At 41.7% G+C, this 17,378-nt stretch carries 15 protein-coding genes; 12 read left to right on the top strand and 3 right to left on the bottom strand.

What is annotated here, in order from left to right:
- Positions 1-50: 50 nt before the first annotated feature.
- Positions 51-1,025, top strand: coding sequence for a transposase (locus tag J7384_RS03720; protein WP_209111529.1), 975 nt, complete (start codon positions 51-53; stop codon positions 1,023-1,025).
- Positions 1,026-1,224: 199 nt separating this feature from the next.
- Complete coding sequence (locus J7384_RS03715; RefSeq protein ID WP_209111528.1) at positions 1,225-2,148, top strand: DUF2167 domain-containing protein; 924 nt, start codon at positions 1,225-1,227, stop codon at positions 2,146-2,148.
- Between the two features lie 51 nt (positions 2,149-2,199).
- Here J7384_RS03715 and J7384_RS03710 read toward each other — a convergent pair whose 3' ends face one another.
- Positions 2,200-2,520 carry a DUF6482 family protein gene (locus tag J7384_RS03710; RefSeq protein WP_209111527.1) on the bottom strand — a complete coding sequence of 107 codons (321 nt, stop codon included), beginning with the start codon at positions 2,518-2,520 and terminating at the stop codon, positions 2,200-2,202.
- Positions 2,521-2,768: 248 nt separating this feature from the next.
- Here J7384_RS03710 and J7384_RS03705 point away from each other — a divergent pair, with 248 nt between their 5' ends.
- The 6 genes from J7384_RS03705 to J7384_RS03680 are packed head-to-tail and all read left to right on the top strand — an operon-like array spanning position 2,769 to position 9,400.
- Positions 2,769-3,479: an RDD family protein gene (locus J7384_RS03705; protein WP_209111526.1), complete on the top strand. Its 711-nt coding sequence runs from the start codon at positions 2,769-2,771 to the stop codon at positions 3,477-3,479.
- Positions 3,476-4,420, top strand: a complete 945-nt coding sequence (locus J7384_RS03700; RefSeq protein ID WP_209111525.1) for a stage II sporulation protein M — start codon at positions 3,476-3,478, stop codon at positions 4,418-4,420. The genes J7384_RS03705 and J7384_RS03700 overlap by 4 nt, the downstream gene beginning before the upstream one ends.
- The gene (locus J7384_RS03695) at positions 4,410-5,927 is read left to right on the top strand and encodes a hypothetical protein (protein ID WP_209111524.1); all 1,518 of its coding nucleotides are present in this window, start codon (positions 4,410-4,412) and stop codon (positions 5,925-5,927) included. Before J7384_RS03700 ends, J7384_RS03695 begins: the two co-directional genes overlap by 11 nt.
- Positions 5,920-7,098: a DUF4350 domain-containing protein gene (locus J7384_RS03690; RefSeq protein ID WP_209111523.1), complete on the top strand. Its 1,179-nt coding sequence runs from the start codon at positions 5,920-5,922 to the stop codon at positions 7,096-7,098. The genes J7384_RS03695 and J7384_RS03690 overlap by 8 nt, the downstream gene beginning before the upstream one ends.
- A complete protein-coding gene (locus J7384_RS03685) occupies positions 7,095-8,072 on the top strand; it encodes a MoxR family ATPase (RefSeq protein ID WP_209111522.1) in 978 nt (325 codons plus the stop codon). Before J7384_RS03690 ends, J7384_RS03685 begins: the two co-directional genes overlap by 4 nt.
- Positions 8,069-9,400: a DUF58 domain-containing protein gene (locus tag J7384_RS03680; RefSeq protein WP_209111521.1), complete on the top strand. Its 1,332-nt coding sequence runs from the start codon at positions 8,069-8,071 to the stop codon at positions 9,398-9,400. Before J7384_RS03685 ends, J7384_RS03680 begins: the two co-directional genes overlap by 4 nt.
- Positions 9,401-9,462: 62 nt before the next feature.
- On the opposite strand, the gene J7384_RS03675 is transcribed toward J7384_RS03680, so the two are convergent.
- Positions 9,463-9,993, bottom strand: coding sequence for a DUF4234 domain-containing protein (locus J7384_RS03675; RefSeq protein ID WP_209111520.1), 531 nt, complete (start codon positions 9,991-9,993; stop codon positions 9,463-9,465).
- Between the two features lie 94 nt (positions 9,994-10,087).
- Positions 10,088-11,413 (bottom strand): exodeoxyribonuclease VII large subunit, encoded by a 1,326-nt coding sequence (xseA, locus tag J7384_RS03670; protein WP_209111519.1) that lies wholly within the window; start codon positions 11,411-11,413, stop codon positions 10,088-10,090.
- Between the two features lie 154 nt (positions 11,414-11,567).
- Between xseA and guaB the strand changes: the two genes are divergently transcribed.
- The 4 genes from guaB (at position 11,568) to J7384_RS03650 (ending at position 17,289) form a co-directional block, all read left to right on the top strand.
- Entirely contained in the window at positions 11,568-13,040 is a 1,473-nt protein-coding gene (gene guaB / locus J7384_RS03665; protein ID WP_209111518.1) for an IMP dehydrogenase, read from the top strand.
- A 206-nt stretch (positions 13,041-13,246) separates the two neighbouring features.
- Complete coding sequence (gene guaA / locus J7384_RS03660) at positions 13,247-14,824, top strand: glutamine-hydrolyzing GMP synthase (protein WP_209111517.1); 1,578 nt, start codon at positions 13,247-13,249, stop codon at positions 14,822-14,824.
- Positions 14,825-15,164: 340 nt separating this feature from the next.
- Positions 15,165-15,872 carry a PEP-CTERM sorting domain-containing protein gene (locus tag J7384_RS03655; RefSeq protein ID WP_209111516.1) on the top strand — a complete coding sequence of 236 codons (708 nt, stop codon included), beginning with the start codon at positions 15,165-15,167 and terminating at the stop codon, positions 15,870-15,872.
- Between the two features lie 520 nt (positions 15,873-16,392).
- Positions 16,393-17,289, top strand: a complete 897-nt coding sequence (locus J7384_RS03650; RefSeq protein WP_209111515.1) for a LysR family transcriptional regulator — start codon at positions 16,393-16,395, stop codon at positions 17,287-17,289.
- The last annotated feature ends 89 nt before the right edge of the window (positions 17,290-17,378 follow it).

Raw genomic sequence — 17,378 nt, 5'->3', positions numbered from 1 at the left:
ATTACTCTTTACTATGGTTGAATAATCATCATCGCTGAGAGGTGGTTGTTATGGCTGTTGCAAGAAATCGTCAAGTTAGTTTGGTTGATACGCCATACTATCACTGTATTTCCCGTTGTGTACGTCGCGCATTTTTATGTGGTGAAGATCCAGTTACAGGGAAAAACTATGAGCATCGCCGTGGCTGGGTTGAAGATGAATTATTGGCATTGGCAAAAGTATTTGCCATTGATATTTGTGCTTATGCCGTGATGAGTAATCATGTCCATATTGTGTTATTTGTGAATCAACAGAATGCAGATAGCTGGCCATTAGACGAGGTGTTAAGCCGTTGGCATGAATTGTTTAAAGGCACCTTGTTAACCCAACAATATTTACGTGGCGATTTATTAAGTAAGCCATTAATGGAGATGGTTGAACAAACCGCTGCGCAATATCGTCAGCGCTTAATGGATATCAGTTGGTTTATGCGCATATTAAATGAGCATATAGCGCGAAAAGCTAATCAAGAAGATGACTGCACAGGACGTTTTTGGGAAGGACGTTTTAAGTCACAAGCCTTGCTAGATGAAAAAGCGTTAGCGGCATGTATGGCCTATGTTGACTTAAACCCGATTAGAGCGGGGATTGCGACATCACCAGAAAGCTCAAAGTACACCAGTATTCAACGACGAATCACCTTTGCACTCAAAGGAAAGCAGCCTAAAACGTTACAAGCATTTGTCGGTAATCCGAGACAGCAGATGCCTCAGGGTTTGCCTTTTGTACTCACGGACTATATTGAATTGGTTGAACTTACGGGGCGGTGTATACGTGAAGATAAAACAGGGTATATTCGAGAAAAGCTGCCGTCCTTGTTAGCACGATTACAGATAAGCAAAAAAAACTGGCTCAAGCTAACTCTAGATTTTAGTCGTTGTTTTCATGGTGCTGTGGGCGACTGTGACGCACTTTCTAACTACTGCGAAAATAAACATCTCAAGCGACGACCGAATTTGTCTCAATGCCAACAACTGCTCGCTTAAACAATCCTGAGCAGTGTAACTTTTAGTTAATTAATCTTTAACTAATTAAAAAAATAAAATAGATAGTTTTCAATAAGCTGGATTTGTGCTGTTTGTCAGTCTTCTAAAAATAGGATGCTTTAACTCCACTGTATTTTTTCATTTATGTTATTGATAATTGTGTTAGGCTTCTGCCAACATAAACCTAAAAGGAATTCGTATGAAGCATTATGCTCTGCTCATTGCTTTAGTATTACCAATAAGCGTCCAATCTATCGCCAACCAAAATCAAGAAACTCAAGATGCTTCAGTGTCACAGCAATCTCTTACTGAACAAGAAAAATATCAACAGTGGGCAACTGAATTGTGGCAATCTTTACAGCCTACGACAGGCGAAGTGAAGCTACCTGGTGCAGTAGCGACCTTAAATGTGCCAGATAATTTTTATTATTTATCGCCTGAGGACACCGATAAAGTGCTGGTTGAAATTTGGGGAAATCCTCCCGGGCAAAATACCCTTGGTATGCTATTTCCGTCAGGCATGACACCTTTTGACGCTGAATCATGGGGTGTGACTATTGAGTATGAGCAAGATGGTTATATTTCTGACAAAGATGCTGATGATATCAATTACAGTGAATTACTCACTCAAATGAAGCTAGATACCCAGCGTTCAAGTGAAGAGAGAGTTAAGCAGGGCTACCCTGCAATTGAGTTAGTTGGTTGGGCTGAGCAGCCTTATTACGACAAAGATAGTCACAAATTACACTGGGCTAAGGAAGTACGCTTTGAAGGGTATGAGCAAAATACTCTCAACTACAATATAAGAGTGTTAGGAAGACGAGGCGTGCTTGTACTCAACTTTATAGCCAACATGGAACAGAAACCATTGATAGACTCTAACCTCGAGAGCGTGCTTGCATTGGCTGAATTTGATGAAGGCTCTAGGTATTCAGACTTCGATCCTGATGTTGATAAAGTCGCAGCGTACGGGTTGGGGGCGTTAGTCGCTGGAAAAGTTCTGGCTAAAAGCGGATTTTTTGCTGCGGCCTTAATATTTCTTAAAAAGTTTGGCGTCTTTATTGTTATCGGTATTGCAGCACTAGCTAAAAAGCTATTTGTTAGAAAAGCTTCGGATAATTAATTTTATCTTCATGAGCGTACTTTGATGAGGTGCGCTTTTATCAGTATTTTCCTAGTGCAGGTTCTTTAATACTGAATAAGGGTTTTTAGCAAGAGGTACTTCTAGCCTGTTACTGTTATTTTTGATCGGCTGACCAACCATTTCGTCATAAGGACTTTCGTGTCTGAGAACAATTTCATTAATGTTCATCTTTTCGAAGTATTCACGCATTTTGGTCAGATTGCGGGTGATCAAGGTTTTTTGCTCTGATTGCCATACCACATGCTCTTGACCGTCGATAACAACAAGCGCTTGATAAAGGGCCTGCTCAAGTGAGTTGATGATCAATTTTTCAATTTTTGTTGATGCTAAGTTTTTGTAATAGATCTTCATTTTGCTTTCGTTTGTAAGTTCTCTTTAGTTTCTTAAAGATACGGTATGATCATGTCTTTAGATCAGGTAGCTACCAATACGACCGAACATCTGATCGCAAAACGAGAAGAGTTTTTCTCTTTGATATTAATAGCTAATTACTCTTTTGGGCGCAGTTACAATTGGAGGTAAGCCAACAGTTTAAGTTGCGATAAAAGACTTTAATAATTGAATAGCTGAGCTTTTTCCAGCATTATTGTAGGCCAATATTGGAAATCATTGCGCTTATGTATCAGCAAGGAATAGACAACAAACTCGCTCGTATTTTACCCGAAGGGGTCAGCATTAATATTGTCCCCGCAGGAATAGCTGTTAGAACGAGTGCTTATCTTATCGACTTTTTAATTAGGGCCGTTGTTCTGATTGTCAGTGGTATCTTACTCAGCTTTTTAGGAAAAGCGGGCGAGGGTATCTTTCTCGTTATCTACTTTGTCGTAACTTGGGGCTACTACATCTTTTTTGAGCTCAAGTACGGTCAAACACCGGGTAAAAAGCGCTACAACTTGAAGGTTGTTCAAGACAATGGCTTACCTATTCAACTCAGTCATGCGGTTTTGCGGAACTTGCTACGGTCTGCTGATGCTTTTCCTGTTGCCTATATTTTAGGTGTTCTTACTATGGTTTTTGGTAAACAGTTCAAACGCATTGGTGATTGGGGTGCTGGTACTATTGTTATATACCAGCAGCCGAGCACCATGGTTAAATTGCTTAATACTGACGTTGCGTTACCACCGCCAGTAGAGTTGTCGACAGAAGAGCAACAGGCCATTATTGCTTTTGCCGAGCGCAGTGAAGAGCTGTCAACAGCAAGACAAAACGAGTTGGCTAATTTACTTGTTGAGCCACTAGCTATTGAGGGTGAGGCAGCAAATGAGAGGCTTAAAAAAATCGCTCAACACTATGTAGGTCAAGAAATATGAAGCAATCTCTTTACGTTCAGAAAAACAGAGAACGATGGCAGACCTTTGAGCAATTGTGTCAACAGGCTGAGTTATTAGATACAAACTTTCCTAAACTGTACCGTCAACAATGCGCAGACTTGGCTTTGGCGCGCACACGTCAGTACTCACCTGCGTTGATTAACAAGTTAAATGAGCTTGTACGTGTAGGTCAGGAGAAACTTTATCAAGGCGAAACGGTCAGTATCCGCACTATTTGGCAAAGTTTTCGACAGGATTTTCCCAAAGCATTGTTTATATGTCGTTATTACATATGGGCAGCAATGCTGGCATTTTGGGGCTTGGGTCTTGTTGCCTATATTGTCGTGTTATTTGACCCGGACGCTATTTACTACTTTTTAGATCCAAGTAACGTGAAAGACATTGAGTACATGTATGATCCCAGCGGCAGTGTGCAAACTGACAAACGTATGGTTGATTCAGATGTCTTGATGTTTGGGGTTTACATATACAATAACATAGGTATCGCGTTTCAAATGTTTGGTGCCGGTGCTCTTTTTGGTGTTGGGGCGTTAATCCCCTTGTTGTTTAATAGCTTTTATTTTGGCGCGATCTCCGCTCATATTGTTAATATTGGCTTTTCTGAACCGTTTTTCTCTTTTGTTATTACCCATGGCTCATTTGAGCTAACGGCAATCATTATTGCTGGTGCAGCAGGTTGCAAGATAGGTTTTACGCTGTTGAATCCCGGGCAATACGCGCGTGCTTATGCAGTAAAAAAAGCCAGTAAAAAAGTGTTACCTTTAATTGTCGGAGCTTTTGTCATGCTGGTGATTGCTGCGGTGATAGAAGCCTTTTGGTCACCACTGGCGATACCCGCTCAGATAAAGTATGTTTCTGGCAGCCTGTGCTGGGCGTGGGTGATTTATAAGTTGTATCAGGGGACTCGATATGGAGCTTAATCAGCTAGCTTTTGTTGCTGAGAAACGAAGCCCTTGGCAGGTTTTTGACTTGTCGCAGCTAGTTACCCTCAAATATTTTGTGCCTATGGTAAAAATATACCTTGGTGTCATGTTACCGTTTGCTCTACTGGCTTATTTTGCGCTCCCGATAAGCTATTCTTCACTGCTGGTTTGGTGGCTTAAGCCTTTATATGAAAGACCCTTGTTAGACTTTTTAGCAAAAAAAAGCTTTTCGCTGAATTGTTCTACTACTGAGGCGCTAGCATCGCTGAAGTCACTGAGGATTATCGACGTTGTAAAGATGTTGACTTTGTATCGCCTCAGTCCTAATCGCGCGTTTTTGGCGCCAGTTGAACAACTGGAAAAACTTAAAGCAAAGGCAAGTAGTCAGCGTAAAAATTTGTTGTTAGGCCGCTTCCAACACAAACAAACTTGGTGGTTACTGCTTTGCGTTCACTTTGAGCTACTGTTAACCATCGCGATAGCAAGTATTATCATTGTGATGTTGCCCAAAGGGGTTGAAGTTGATACTCAGTTTTTGTGGCAAGGTCTCAACGACGGTACCTTTGATAGTCTTTACTTTTTCATTTACCTCATCGTTATTAGTTTAGTTGCGCCATTTTTTACTACCGGCGGTTTTTTGATGTATTTAAATTGCAGAATTGCACTTGAAGGTTGGGATATAGAGTTGAGCTTTAAACGAATGGTACAACGCCTTGCTGTATCAGGCGCGTGCATATTACTGTGCTTTGGCGCTATTCCAGATAAGGCCTATGCACTCGAAAGTAGTGCTCAAGCGTCGACAACTAAAACAGTAGAGCAACAAAAGCTTGAAAAAAATGAGTACCTTACTCAAGTAAAAAAACAGGTTGATGATATATACCGGGATCATGAATTAATTGACACTCAAGTTACTTGGCTACCTAAACCTAGTGATAAAAAACAAGATACTAATTGGTTAAAAGGCATTTTGGATTTTTTCTCAGTACTTGGTGCGGTTAGCCCCTTTATTGGTTACCTTTTTTGGGGATTATTACTTGCTGTTGTTGTGTGGTTAGTGTGGCGGTTATGGCTTTATTATCAAGCGTATTCTGGCGGTTTTGAGCGGGCAAAGCCTGTCAAATATCGAGACGATAAAGAGACAGAACAAATATTACCGAGCTTTTTGGCTGATATTACTGAGCAAGCATGGCCGGATGATTTACTTCTTGCCGCCGAACAAGCGCTTGGTGCCGCAAAGTACCGATTGGCGTTGGCATGCCTCTTAAGGCATGCGCTTTTATATGTAGAGCAGTTAGCGCCGAGAACTTTATCCTCGGCAATGACTGAGTATGAATGTCAACGCGCGTTAGCTAAGGTTGTTGAGCCTGAGCTCAATCGACATTTTCAGCAATTATTTGCTTTGTGGTTGAAACATGCATGGGGACATAAAAGTGTCAAAGAGCAAGATATCGCAGAGTTGATTAGCGAGTTTCGCATTACGACGGAGCAAGTGCAGCATGGATAAACAACGCTTTTTTTTCATTCTCCTAGCCTGTGCGGGATTGCTGTTATTCGCTTATGTCGCTTTTGGTGTTAAGTGGCAAAAAGTTGAGCAAGAAGTTGGTTTAACGCAAAAGGCAAGTAGGGAGCCTCTTTTGGCTAGTATCGAGCTGCTCAAAAAATACGACAAAACAATCGAGCGCTTGTCTAGTCAAGAACAAAAAGAACTGGTAATTGAAGATGTTAGAAACGGTTCAATTATGATCAGTGAAGCTACATTATTGGAACATCAACAACTGGCAGAAAAGCTCTTGCCATGGGTAGAGTCTGGCGGCCATTTGATTTATGTGTTGGCGAAGAATCGGCAGCAGTTGAATTTAGATGACAACGCGATTTTACAAGCGACTCAGGTTGAAGTATCGGATCAAGATTACTTTGGTTTTTCAACGTGGCTCAATGACGAGCCATCGACAAACTTAATACTAAAAAGTGAACAAAACGAACTAGAGCTCTATTTCTCGTATCACAGTGTTTTTAGCAGTTGCAGTGGCACTAGCTACTACGAGCAAGTAACTCGGTCAGATGAGCAAGTTGAAACAAAAGAGTCAACAGATCTCATTTTACTGTGTGAGCTAAGCTATGGTGATGGCTTTATTACGTTTTTGCCTAGTATTGAATTGATCAGTAACTATGGCTTACGTCATTTAGACCACGGTGCTTTTTTGTTATGGCTTATTGGTGCCAATAACGCGATTTATTACCTGCCTAGCCTAGAGTCACCGAATTGGTTGTCTCAATTTTGGCATTGGTCTTGGCAACTTGTGATTTTACTCGTTAGCACATTGGTGTTAGGCATGTGGTACGTCGCCGTTCGGTTAGGTCACGCCAAAATACCTTTTGTAGAGCAAAAAGCGCCGTTTCTCCAGCACGTTAACGCGTTGGGTAATTTCTTTTTTGCCCATCAGCATCACGACTATGCTAAACAAACATTAGTCAATGATATTGAACAGTGTATGGCAAAGCGCAACCCAAGGTTTATGCAGCTAACGCTAGAACAAAAAGTAGCCCTCATTAGCCAGTTTTCTGGCAAAGAACAGAACTCAATTATGCAGTTGTATACTCAGCCAATGCCTGAGGATGAAGAGCAAAGAGTTAAATATATTCAATTATTTAAGGCATTAAGGAAGTCTTTATGAACGACAACGTGACAACACTTGATACTGAGCAGGCTTTTGCTGCGGTTAACAAACTAAAACAGAATATTAGTCAGGTGTTGATTGGTCAGGATCTCGTGATTGAGAATGTCTTAACTGCGCTATTTGCAGGCGGACATATTTTACTAGAAGGTGTCCCCGGACTAGGTAAAACCTTACTGGTGAGAGCATTGGCGCAGAGCATTAATATCGACTTTGCTCGTGTTCAGTTTACACCTGATTTAATGCCTTCAGATGTGATTGGTCATAACTTGTATGACATGAAAACCGGACAATTTACCACTAAAAAAGGTCCAGCTTTTACCAATATATTACTCGCAGATGAAATTAACCGGGCACCGGCAAAAACGCAGTCTGCATTATTAGAGGTTATGCAAGAGCAGCAAATAACCATTGATGGTAATTCGGTAGCAATAGAGTCACCATTCATTGTGCTCGCAACGCAGAATCCACTTGATCAAGAGGGTACATACCCGTTGCCAGAAGCTGAGCTCGATCGATTTATGATGAAAATTGAATTTGGCTTTCCTGCATTCAACGATGAAGTTCAGTTGTTGAAATTAAATACAGGTGGTCAAACTAACGAACAAAACGTTGCAGAGCTTGAGCAAGTGATTGATGCCAGTACCATTGAGGCGATTAAGGCGTTAGCCAATAAAGTAGAAGTAGACGAATTACTTTACAAATATGCAGTAGATATTGTTACCGCGAGTCGACAGTGGCACGGGATCTTACATGGTGCAGGTATTAGGGGTAGCATTAATTTACTTAAGGCGGCGAAGGTCAATGCCTTAATGCACGGTCGAGACTATGTGATTCCAGATGATATTAAGTTAGTCGCACCCAATATTCTACGCCATCGCTTGGTCTTGTCAGCGGAGCTTGAACTTGAAGGTGTTGACCAAGAGCAAGTTATTGCGGACTTACTCAACAGTATCGAAGCGCCAAGAATATGAAGCGAACAGGAATCAAGCCAACGCGCGAACTCATTATCGTGATGGCCCTATTGGCATCTGTTGTCTTAGCAATTAAATTTATTTTTGGTGCTAATCAACAGGCCGATACTCTTGTCTCAGTGTTTGTTATAGGGCTACTTTGTTTAGTTGGTTTTGACGCTCGATCAGCTGTTAGGCCACCTAAAATATCGGCCGAACGTGTGTTACCCAATGTGTTTAGTTTTAATCACTGGCATCAGGTCGAATTAGTTTTCATTAATCAGGGCAGAGATAAGCTCCAATTTCAAATTGGTGAATGCCTACCCAATGAGTTTGATGCTCAAGGACTTAATCAGCAGTTCACCATCGATAGCAAGCAGCAACTCAAAATCAATTATAAGCTCAAAGCTCAAAAGCGAGGAGCATATCAAGTATACGGCACTGAATTAGCGGTGGTGTCAACGTGGTTGTGTTGGCAAGTTTATTGGCGTTTAGACAACCCTTCAGATATCAAAGTGTATCCAAGCTTCAATCGCTTAGCCAAAGGCGATAGTTTAAAGGGAACCAGTAATTTGGCGATCAACGGCTTAAAGCTATTAAAAAAACGTGGTGAAGGCATTGAATTTCACCAGTTAAGGGAATTTCGACAAGGGGATAGCATTCGCCAGATTGACTGGCAAGCAACAAGTAAACGACAAAAACTGATTTCAAAAGAATACCAAGAAGAACAAAATCAACACGTTATTGTCATGCTTGACGCCGGTCAGCGAATGAAAATAGATACCTCAGTAGGTAGCCATTTTGATGCAGCCTTGAGCGCTTTGTTAATGCTTAGCCACACAGTGTTAAAACAAGGCGATTGGTTTAGTGTACAGAGTTTCAATCAAACAGAGCGTTGGTTGCCAGCAGTAAAAGGTGCCCAAAATGTCTCTCAGATTATGAATCACTTCTACGATCTATATCCAGATGAAAGCGCAACCGATTACAGTAAAGCGGTTAACTTACTGCTAAAAAAGCGCAGTAAACGGGCGCTAGTGCTGTTAGTTACCACGCTAAGTGACTATGACATTGAAGAGTTATTACCTGCGTTAAAGCGGTTACAGCAAAACCACCTAGTAGCATTAGTGAATATAGAGCATCAAGGCTTAGCAGATGCTATTGACCAACCAATAAATAATTTAGCGTCAGCGCAACAATACGTAGGCAGCGTTGAGCTAAAAAATCACTTTCAGAAAAACCTTAAAAGAATTGCTAAGCAAGGGGTATTAACCATCGACTGCAAACCAGAGCAGTTATTGCCGTATCTCATCAATACTTATCTGAATGTTAAACACTCAGGTATGCTTTAATTCGTTTTCTCCAGTGATAAAAAAAGCGCTACAAGAGCGCTTTTTTGAACTTTCAAAAGTGACTATGCGGCAGTTACTTGCTCGTTTTGGTTTTCAGTTGAGCTAGTATTATCAATCGCTTGGTTAATTTTGTATTGGAAATATAGTGAACTGAAGAAAAAGGTTAAAATACCATTCACATTCACGTAATTTTCAGTAGTTGAATTGGCGTTAATTACGTCTCTCAGTACTGAGCGCCAAGAAAAAACAAACATGACATATACAACTAGATAAGCAATAGCGACTCCTCCTGATACTATTGACAGAGCAGTGTTGGTTCCATCTACGATTATGCTCAATATGGTATAAATAATGTATATGCCAAGGTAAGTGTATAGTAAGTTTGTACTTACTTTTTTCTCGGGGCTTGCTTGGTTTAATACTGCTGTGCGAGTGTATAACCAATAGACGAAATATATTCCCAACGTGATAATACACAAGAAAAATACTAGCCAACTTGATTTACGTTGAAATTGTAATACTGGGTTGTCGCCGTTGTTGTCATTGAGTTCTGCTTTTGGTGCTTCAAATGCTGAATCTAAATTTGTTGTCATTATGTATCCTTAGCGTTAATTGTTTTAGCCAATCCATAGTAATTACTTCAGTCAAATAAACAAAGCCTTATCTTTAATAAATTTGATATTTCTATCAATCCACCACTTGGGCATTAAACTCGCCATCGCTAACTTGTACCGTCAGCACATCACCTTTTTTGACTTGTTTGGTTGAACGAATGATTTTTTGCTCACTATTTTTGACTGCGCTGTAGCCTCTCGCAATTGTGGCTAGTGGGCTAACGGTATGCAGCTGTTGAGCGAGGTGGGAAAACTTATCGACGCTTTGCTGATAAAGGTGTTGCTGAGCTTGTTGCATGCGCCTGTGTAAATTGTTTATCCGTTCATTTTCACCATTCAAAATGTGCTCTGGCGAGTTGGCGAGCAAGCGCTGATGTAAAACAGCTGGCAGGTTTTCGCGCTTGGCGACATAAAGTTGCTGTGCCCGCAAAAGTCGTGCGCTGAGGTCATCACTGCGTTGTTGTTGCATTTGCAATTGTTGTTCAGGGTGCACTTGGCTCAATCGATGGCTAAGATGAGTAATGAATTGCTGTTGACGTACCAATTGCTGATTTTGTTGAGTGAATAAACGTTCGGTTAACGCAGCGAGTGTTTTTAATACACTGGATTGATCTTTTGAGACTAATTCTGCTGCCGCAGATGGCGTTGGCGCTCGCAAGTCGGCAACATAGTCGGCTAGGGTGGTATCGATTTCGTGGCCAACTGCGCTCACAATAGGCAGTTCACTGGCAAAAATAGCGCGGACAACGGCCTCTTCATTAAAGCACCATAGGTCTTCTAAGGAACCGCCGCCGCGACCAACAATGAGTGCCTGACATTCAGCGCGTTTATTGGCTATTTCAATAGCTTTACTAATTTCAGTTGCGGCTGTATTACCTTGTACTTGGGTCGGGTAAATAATGACTTTGATATTGGGATTGCGACGCTTGAGCACGGTTAAAATATCTTTTACCGCTGCGCCAGTGGGTGAGGTGACAACACCGAGCGTAGCAATGTGCTCTGGGATGATTTTTTTGTAACTTAAATCAAACAGGCCTTCGCGATTGAGCTGATTTTTTAATTGTTCAAATTGCTGTCTTAATAGCCCTTCACCAGCGTCATCCATCTGTTCAATGATCAGCTGAAAGTCACCTCTGGGCTCGTAAAGCGATACTTTTGCTTTTACTAAGACTTGTTGGCCATTTTTCGGCTTTATCCGCACTCGTCGGTTATTGCCTTTAAACATGGCGCAGCGAACTTGCGAGCGTGCATCTTTTAACGATAAATACCAGTGGCCAGAACTAGCGGCGACAAAATTCGATATTTCACCAGTTAACCATACCGTATTAAGCTCACTTTCGAGAATAAAACGTACTTTTTTAGTCAGTTCACTAACTTGTAATATGTGTTGTTGTGACATTTTTGTTAAGGATTTTGTCGCGTTGGGGCTAAAAGTGGGGAATTAGCCACTATTGTACATTTTTTAAAATTTTAAGTTTACCTAAATTTGAAAAGTGGTTAAAATACTGCCGCAATATTTCCTCTATCCATAACCCTGTTGGTGAGATGTTGCCATGCTAAGAATTGCCCAAGAAGCGTTAACTTTTGACGATGTTCTACTTGTACCTGCCCACTCTACGGTACTCCCTCATACTGCCGATTTAAAAACCCGCTTAACTCGTAAAATTGAACTCAATGTGCCTATGGTTTCTGCGTCTATGGACACAGTAACTGAAGCTCGTTTGGCTATTACGCTAGCGCAAGAAGGCGGCTTGGGGTTTATCCACAAAAACATGACTATTGAAGAGCAAGCGCGTAACGTTTCTCAAGTAAAAAAATATGAGAGCGGTATTGTTTCAGACCCGGTAACTGTATCAATTGATGCCACTATTGAAGATGTGATGAAGCTTGCTGATGAAGTTGGTTTTTCAGGTTTCCCTGTGGTTGATGTCGATAACAACCTTGCGGGTATTATTACTGGTCGTGACCTTCGTTTTGAAACTGATTTAACTAAATCTGTTGCGGAATTGATGACAGCAAAAGCTGACTTAGTGACAGTAAAAGAAGGCGCTCAGCGCGAGCAAATTCTTGAGTTAATGCATGAGCATCGCATTGAGAAAATCTTGATGGTTGACGATAACTTCAAGCTAAAAGGTTTAATCACGGTAAAAGACTACAAAAAAGCCGAGCGCAAGCCTAATGCTTGTAAAGATGAATTAGGTCGTCTACGCGTCGGTGCTGCCGTTGGTGTTGGTGCCGGTACAGATGAGCGTATTGATGCGTTAGTGGCAGCTGGCGTTGATGTCTTGTTAATTGATACCTCTCACGGTCACTCGCAAGGGGTTATCGACAGAGTAAAAGAAACCCGTGCTAAATACCCTGATCTACAAATCGTTGCGGGTAATGTGGCAACAGGTGCAGGCGCTAAAGCATTAGCTGATGCTGGTGTTGACGCTGTTAAAGTTGGTATTGGCCCAGGTTCTATTTGTACTACGCGTATTGTTACCGGTGTTGGTGTTCCTCAGTTAACCGCTATTTCAAACGCAGTTGAAGCGCTTCAAGGTACTGATATTCCTGTTATCGCTGATGGTGGTATTCGTTTTTCTGGTGATATTGCCAAGGCGTTAGTGGCTGGCGCTCACTGCGTTATGGTTGGCAGCATGCTTGCTGGTACCGAAGAATCACCAGGTGAAGTTGAGCTTTATCAAGGTCGTTATTACAAGTCATACCGCGGTATGGGCTCATTAGGCGCGATGAACCAAAAAGAAGGTTCAAGTGACCGTTACTTCCAAAAATCTGATGGCGAAGCCGATAAGTTAGTACCAGAAGGTATTGAAGGTCGAGTTGCCTATAAAGGTCCAGTAGCGGCAATTGTTCATCAACAAATGGGCGGTTTGCGTTCATCAATGGGCTTAACAGGCTCTGCGACTATCGAAGAAATGCGCACTAAGCCTGAGTTTATGAAGATTACCGCTGCCGGTATGGGCGAGTCGCATGTACACGACGTGACCATCACTAAAGAAGCCCCTAACTACAGAATGGGCTAGCTGGTAGGCTGACGTCTATTACGTCGATTTCTTTGTTGTCGGTGCTCACTTACATTCGTAAGCTCCGCGTCTCTGCCTCGAACTCGACGTAATATCCAGCCAGCTTGACGTTGTTAGAAAGCGACTAAATATAAATTCCAAACAGCTTGCTGGTTTGTTGTGCAAATGAGCAAGCTGTTATTTTTACACTTGTTATAGGGTTTGATATGACCAAAGATATCCACTCATCGCGCGTATTAATACTAGATTTCGGTTCTCAATACACTCAGCTTATTGCACGTCGTGTTCGTGAAATTGGCGTTTACTGTGAGTTGTGGGCATGGGATGTTACTGATGAACAAATCAAAGAATTTAATCCTACAGGGGTTATTTTAGCTGGTGGTCCTGAATCGGTAACTGAAGCGGGTTCACCTCGAGCACCTGAGTATGTATTTAACGCTGGCGTGCCAGTATTAGGTATTTGTTACGGTATGCAAACTATGGCTGAGCAGTTAGGTGGCTCAGTTCAAAGCTCGGAGCACAAAGAGTTTGGCTATGCTGGTGTAGAAGTGATCACAGAATCGGCACTGTTTAAGCATATCGAAGACAGCATTGGCGCCAATGGCAATGCGGTATTAGACGTTTGGATGAGCCACGGTGATAAAGTGGCGACCATTCCTACTGGTTTTGTTACTACTGCTCAAACGCCAAGCTGTGCTCATGCGGCAATGGCCAATGAAGACAAGCAATTCTATGGCGTTCAATTTCACCCAGAAGTGACTCATACCAAACAAGGCATGCGCATTTTAGAGCACTTCGTTGTTGATATTTGTCAGTGTGAAAAGCTATGGACACCGGCCTCGATTATTGACGATGCTATTGCTCGTATGAAAGAGCAAGTGGGTGATGACGAAGTTATTTTAGGCTTGTCTGGCGGTGTTGATTCATCGGTAGTGGCTATGCTGTTACACCGCGCAATTGGCGATAAGCTCACTTGTGTATTCGTTGATAACGGCTTGCTTCGCCTTAACGAAGGCCAACAAGTAATGGATATGTTTGGCGACCACTTTGGTTTAAACATTGTTCACGTTAATGCTGAAGATCGCTTTTTAGAACGCCTTGCTGGCGAAGCAGACCCAGAAGCTAAGCGCAAAATCATTGGCAATGTTTTCGTCGATGTCTTTGAAGAAGAGTCAAAGAAACTTGAGAATGCTAAGTGGTTAGCACAAGGCACTATTTATCCTGATGTTATTGAATCAGCCGCCTCTAAAACCGGTAAAGCACATGTGATTAAATCGCACCACAACGTTGGCGGCTTACCAGATTACATGCAACTTGGCCTTGTTGAACCACTTCGCGAATTATTTAAAGACGAAGTGCGTAAAATTGGCCTTGAACTTGGCTTGCCTTACGACATGCTTTACCGCCATCCATTCCCGGGCCCTGGCTTAGGCGTAAGGGTACTAGGCGAAGTGAAGAAAGAATATTGTGATTTACTGCGCCGCGCCGATGCCATTTTTATTGAAGAATTGCACAAGGCTGATTTATATCACAAAGTGAGCCAGGCCTTTACCGTATTCCTACCTGTGCGCTCAGTTGGCGTAATGGGGGATGGCCGTAAGTACGATTGGGTTGTTAGTTTGCGCGCAGTAGAAACCATCGACTTTATGACCGCTCATTGGGCACACTTGCCATACGATTTCTTAGGGTTAGTATCAAACCGCATTATTAACGAAATCGACGGCATTTCTCGTGTTGTTTACGATGTTTCGGGTAAACCACCAGCAACGATTGAGTGGGAATAATCACTCCACTATCTTGTTAAAACAGAGTAATGAAAAGCCAGTTAGTTAACTAACTGGCTTTTTTGTTCATGACGAAGTCTTTGAGTAGGTATGAGTTTGTTGCTATTTCTTTACTAGACGCCAATTTGGCATTTAAGAACAAGGTATGATCGACTTATTGAAGGATTCTTTACTATCCATATGTTGGATTTACGACGCTTTCAGACTGTCAGCATATTTTACGTGATATTTATTTTTTGCTATTAATGCTATATAAAACAGCACATTACTTTTTGGTTTGTTTTTTGCTAATTCTTTGATGATGTAATAAATATCACTACTATAAATAAAGGGAAAAGCGATGAAACTACTTAAAGGCATACTGGGAGCGGCTATGATGCTCTCTACCTACTCGGCTTCTGCGACATTAATTGACTTTAATGACCAAGCTCTTGATAGTTCGTTGATAGCATCAGCGACAAACTTTAGTTTTAATCAATCGTCTGCAAATGCCGGTGAGTTTGTTCTGGCTTTTGATGGCGCGACAGGGACTTTTGGTAATCAAACGACAGTGAATACAAGTAATACGTCTGGGGGACAACTTCGCCAGTTAACAACTGTCGGCTTTGATTTTTCTATGGGTGGCAGTTTTACTTTTGATTTATTGATTGGTGGTAGTGGTAGCACAGTATTTGGTACCTTTGAGAATGCAGACCCTAGTGGCTCTTTTACCACGGCTTCTGGCGCTTCGTTTAATGGCGAAGACATTGGTTTGTTTTTTTCGACTGATGGTGGTTCGACGTTTACATTGGCTCAAGTTTTTGACACCGAAGCCCCAGAAACTCTAGATACATTCGATACTACCTCGTTTGTATTGCCATTAGCAGCACAGACGTCGAATACTATTTTCCAAATCTTACAAGTACGCAACAGCGGTACTCCTTTTGATCGCTGGGCAATAGACAATATCTCAATTAACAATGTAACGTCTGTTCCAGAACCAACTTCTCTCGTTATTCTTGGCCTCGGGCTTGCTGGTTTAGTAGTCCGACGCAAAACAGTGGCGTAGACTTAATGATGAGCACGCGCTATGCCTTAGCGCGTGCTTTGATGTCTCAGAGTTATCAGTTACAGAACTCCATATCTTTTTTATTTTGTTTGAACAAGCCTGCATCAGCATGATGAAATATATCACCGTTCAACCTTTGTCGTAAGCAAGACCATTTAAAACCAACTAACACTTAGAGTGATGAGCGAAGATAGATAGCCATAGTGTTTATCTATAGAGACTGCTAGCTATACGTTTTTGGGTATTAGCAGTTTGTCTAACAGCTGAGCTTTACCACCGTTATTCGTTTTGTCGTCAAATGCCATCAATATATTGATGGTTCAATATGGCCAGTCAAACGCTCAAAAATAATTTCATTAACCGTTATAGTAGTTAACGACTAATGAATACTATAAACTGCATTGCTAGTTTAGGTAAATTATTGTCATTTATATAATTTTGCAAAATAATAACTAAAATGGCTTACATAGTAAGTCAGTAGGTTTTTCATAATAATTACAATGCCGCAGGGGGAAGTCAGATGATTGATGTTTCGGACATTCATATGATTCAGGTCATCACTGAGCTAGGCAGTATCAATAAGGCTGCGGAAGCGCTCAACTTGTCTCAGTCGACATTAAGTAAGAAAGTAAGCCGGTTAGAGCACAATATTAAGCTCGAATTGTTTAACCGCGATCACATCGGCATGGTGCCAACTGAAGCGGCCAAGTACTTATTGTCTGAAGCAACAGAATTAAGAGCACAACTCAGTGTGATTGAACGCCAGTTAGCGTTGCGAGCTAATCACGTCGGCGGTACAGTTAATGTCGGTGTCGGACCTATTATCGAGCAATTTATTTTGCCTAAGGTCTTATTGGACTTTGCCGAGCAGGATTACAAATTCAAAATATCTGCGATCGCAGTCTCCGCAGATAGCTTACTAGAGCAGCTCAATACCGGAGCAATAGATATCGCCGTTGGTCCATTTATTCAAGAAGAAGTACCACAAGATTTTGAAGTGAGATTAACGACAAGTGAAGACTTAGTTGTTGCTGTAAGGCCGTCTCATCCTTTGTCAGAGTTAAATCAAGCATCGTTAGAAGATGTGATCAACTATAAAGTTGTCACGCCTAATGTGCCCAAAAGTATGGGAAAACAGGTAATCGCTTTGTTACAAGGGCGTAATTTTGAACCCGATATCATTTGTGAAGACTATGGTATTGCTAAAAGTATCGTCATGAATTCTGACTATGCCACTGTTGGCCCTGAACCACTTTTTTGCCAGGAGTTTCGGCGGGGAGATTTAGTTAAAGTGAGTTTTACCAGAGAGGTAAAATGGCATTGCTGTTGTGTTGCCAAACCAGAAACATTAAAGGCGCCAATCGTTAAAGATGTTGTCGATATTTTTGCCCAGTACATGAACACCAATCCAGCATAAATAACGGATAAGTCATTGAGTTAATGAAAACTGAGCACCTTGGATATCGCAGCAAAGGGGAAGCTAAATCCAAGGGCCCAAAAAAATTG

Origin of the sequence: Endozoicomonas sp. G2_1, assembly GCF_017744155.1 — a bacterium.
Classification (GTDB): domain Bacteria; phylum Pseudomonadota; class Gammaproteobacteria; order Enterobacterales; family Alteromonadaceae; genus JAGHQT01.
This window is presented reverse-complemented; position numbering and strand designations above follow the sequence as displayed.

What these genes read in the sequence shown, in the direction of transcription:
- J7384_RS03720 (WP_209111529.1), top strand. Translation starts at nt 51, where the DNA reads ATGGCTGTTGCAAGAAATCGTCAAGTTAGTTTGGTTGATACGCCATAC.
- J7384_RS03715 (WP_209111528.1), top strand. Translation starts at nt 1,225, where the DNA reads ATGAAGCATTATGCTCTGCTCATTGCTTTAGTATTACCAATAAGCGTC.
- J7384_RS03710 (WP_209111527.1), bottom strand. Translation starts at nt 2,520, where the DNA reads ATGAAGATCTATTACAAAAACTTAGCATCAACAAAAATTGAAAAATTG.
- J7384_RS03700 (WP_209111525.1), top strand. Translation starts at nt 3,476, where the DNA reads ATGAAGCAATCTCTTTACGTTCAGAAAAACAGAGAACGATGGCAGACC.
- J7384_RS03695 (WP_209111524.1), top strand. Translation starts at nt 4,410, where the DNA reads ATGGAGCTTAATCAGCTAGCTTTTGTTGCTGAGAAACGAAGCCCTTGG.
- J7384_RS03690 (WP_209111523.1), top strand. Translation starts at nt 5,920, where the DNA reads ATGGATAAACAACGCTTTTTTTTCATTCTCCTAGCCTGTGCGGGATTG.
- J7384_RS03685 (WP_209111522.1), top strand. Translation starts at nt 7,095, where the DNA reads ATGAACGACAACGTGACAACACTTGATACTGAGCAGGCTTTTGCTGCG.
- J7384_RS03680 (WP_209111521.1), top strand. Translation starts at nt 8,069, where the DNA reads ATGAAGCGAACAGGAATCAAGCCAACGCGCGAACTCATTATCGTGATG.
- J7384_RS03675 (WP_209111520.1), bottom strand. Translation starts at nt 9,993, where the DNA reads ATGACAACAAATTTAGATTCAGCATTTGAAGCACCAAAAGCAGAACTC.
- xseA (WP_209111519.1), bottom strand. Translation starts at nt 11,413, where the DNA reads ATGTCACAACAACACATATTACAAGTTAGTGAACTGACTAAAAAAGTA.
- guaB (WP_209111518.1), top strand. Translation starts at nt 11,568, where the DNA reads ATGCTAAGAATTGCCCAAGAAGCGTTAACTTTTGACGATGTTCTACTT.
- guaA (WP_209111517.1), top strand. Translation starts at nt 13,247, where the DNA reads ATGACCAAAGATATCCACTCATCGCGCGTATTAATACTAGATTTCGGT.
- J7384_RS03655 (WP_209111516.1), top strand. Translation starts at nt 15,165, where the DNA reads ATGAAACTACTTAAAGGCATACTGGGAGCGGCTATGATGCTCTCTACC.
- J7384_RS03650 (WP_209111515.1), top strand. Translation starts at nt 16,393, where the DNA reads ATGATTGATGTTTCGGACATTCATATGATTCAGGTCATCACTGAGCTA.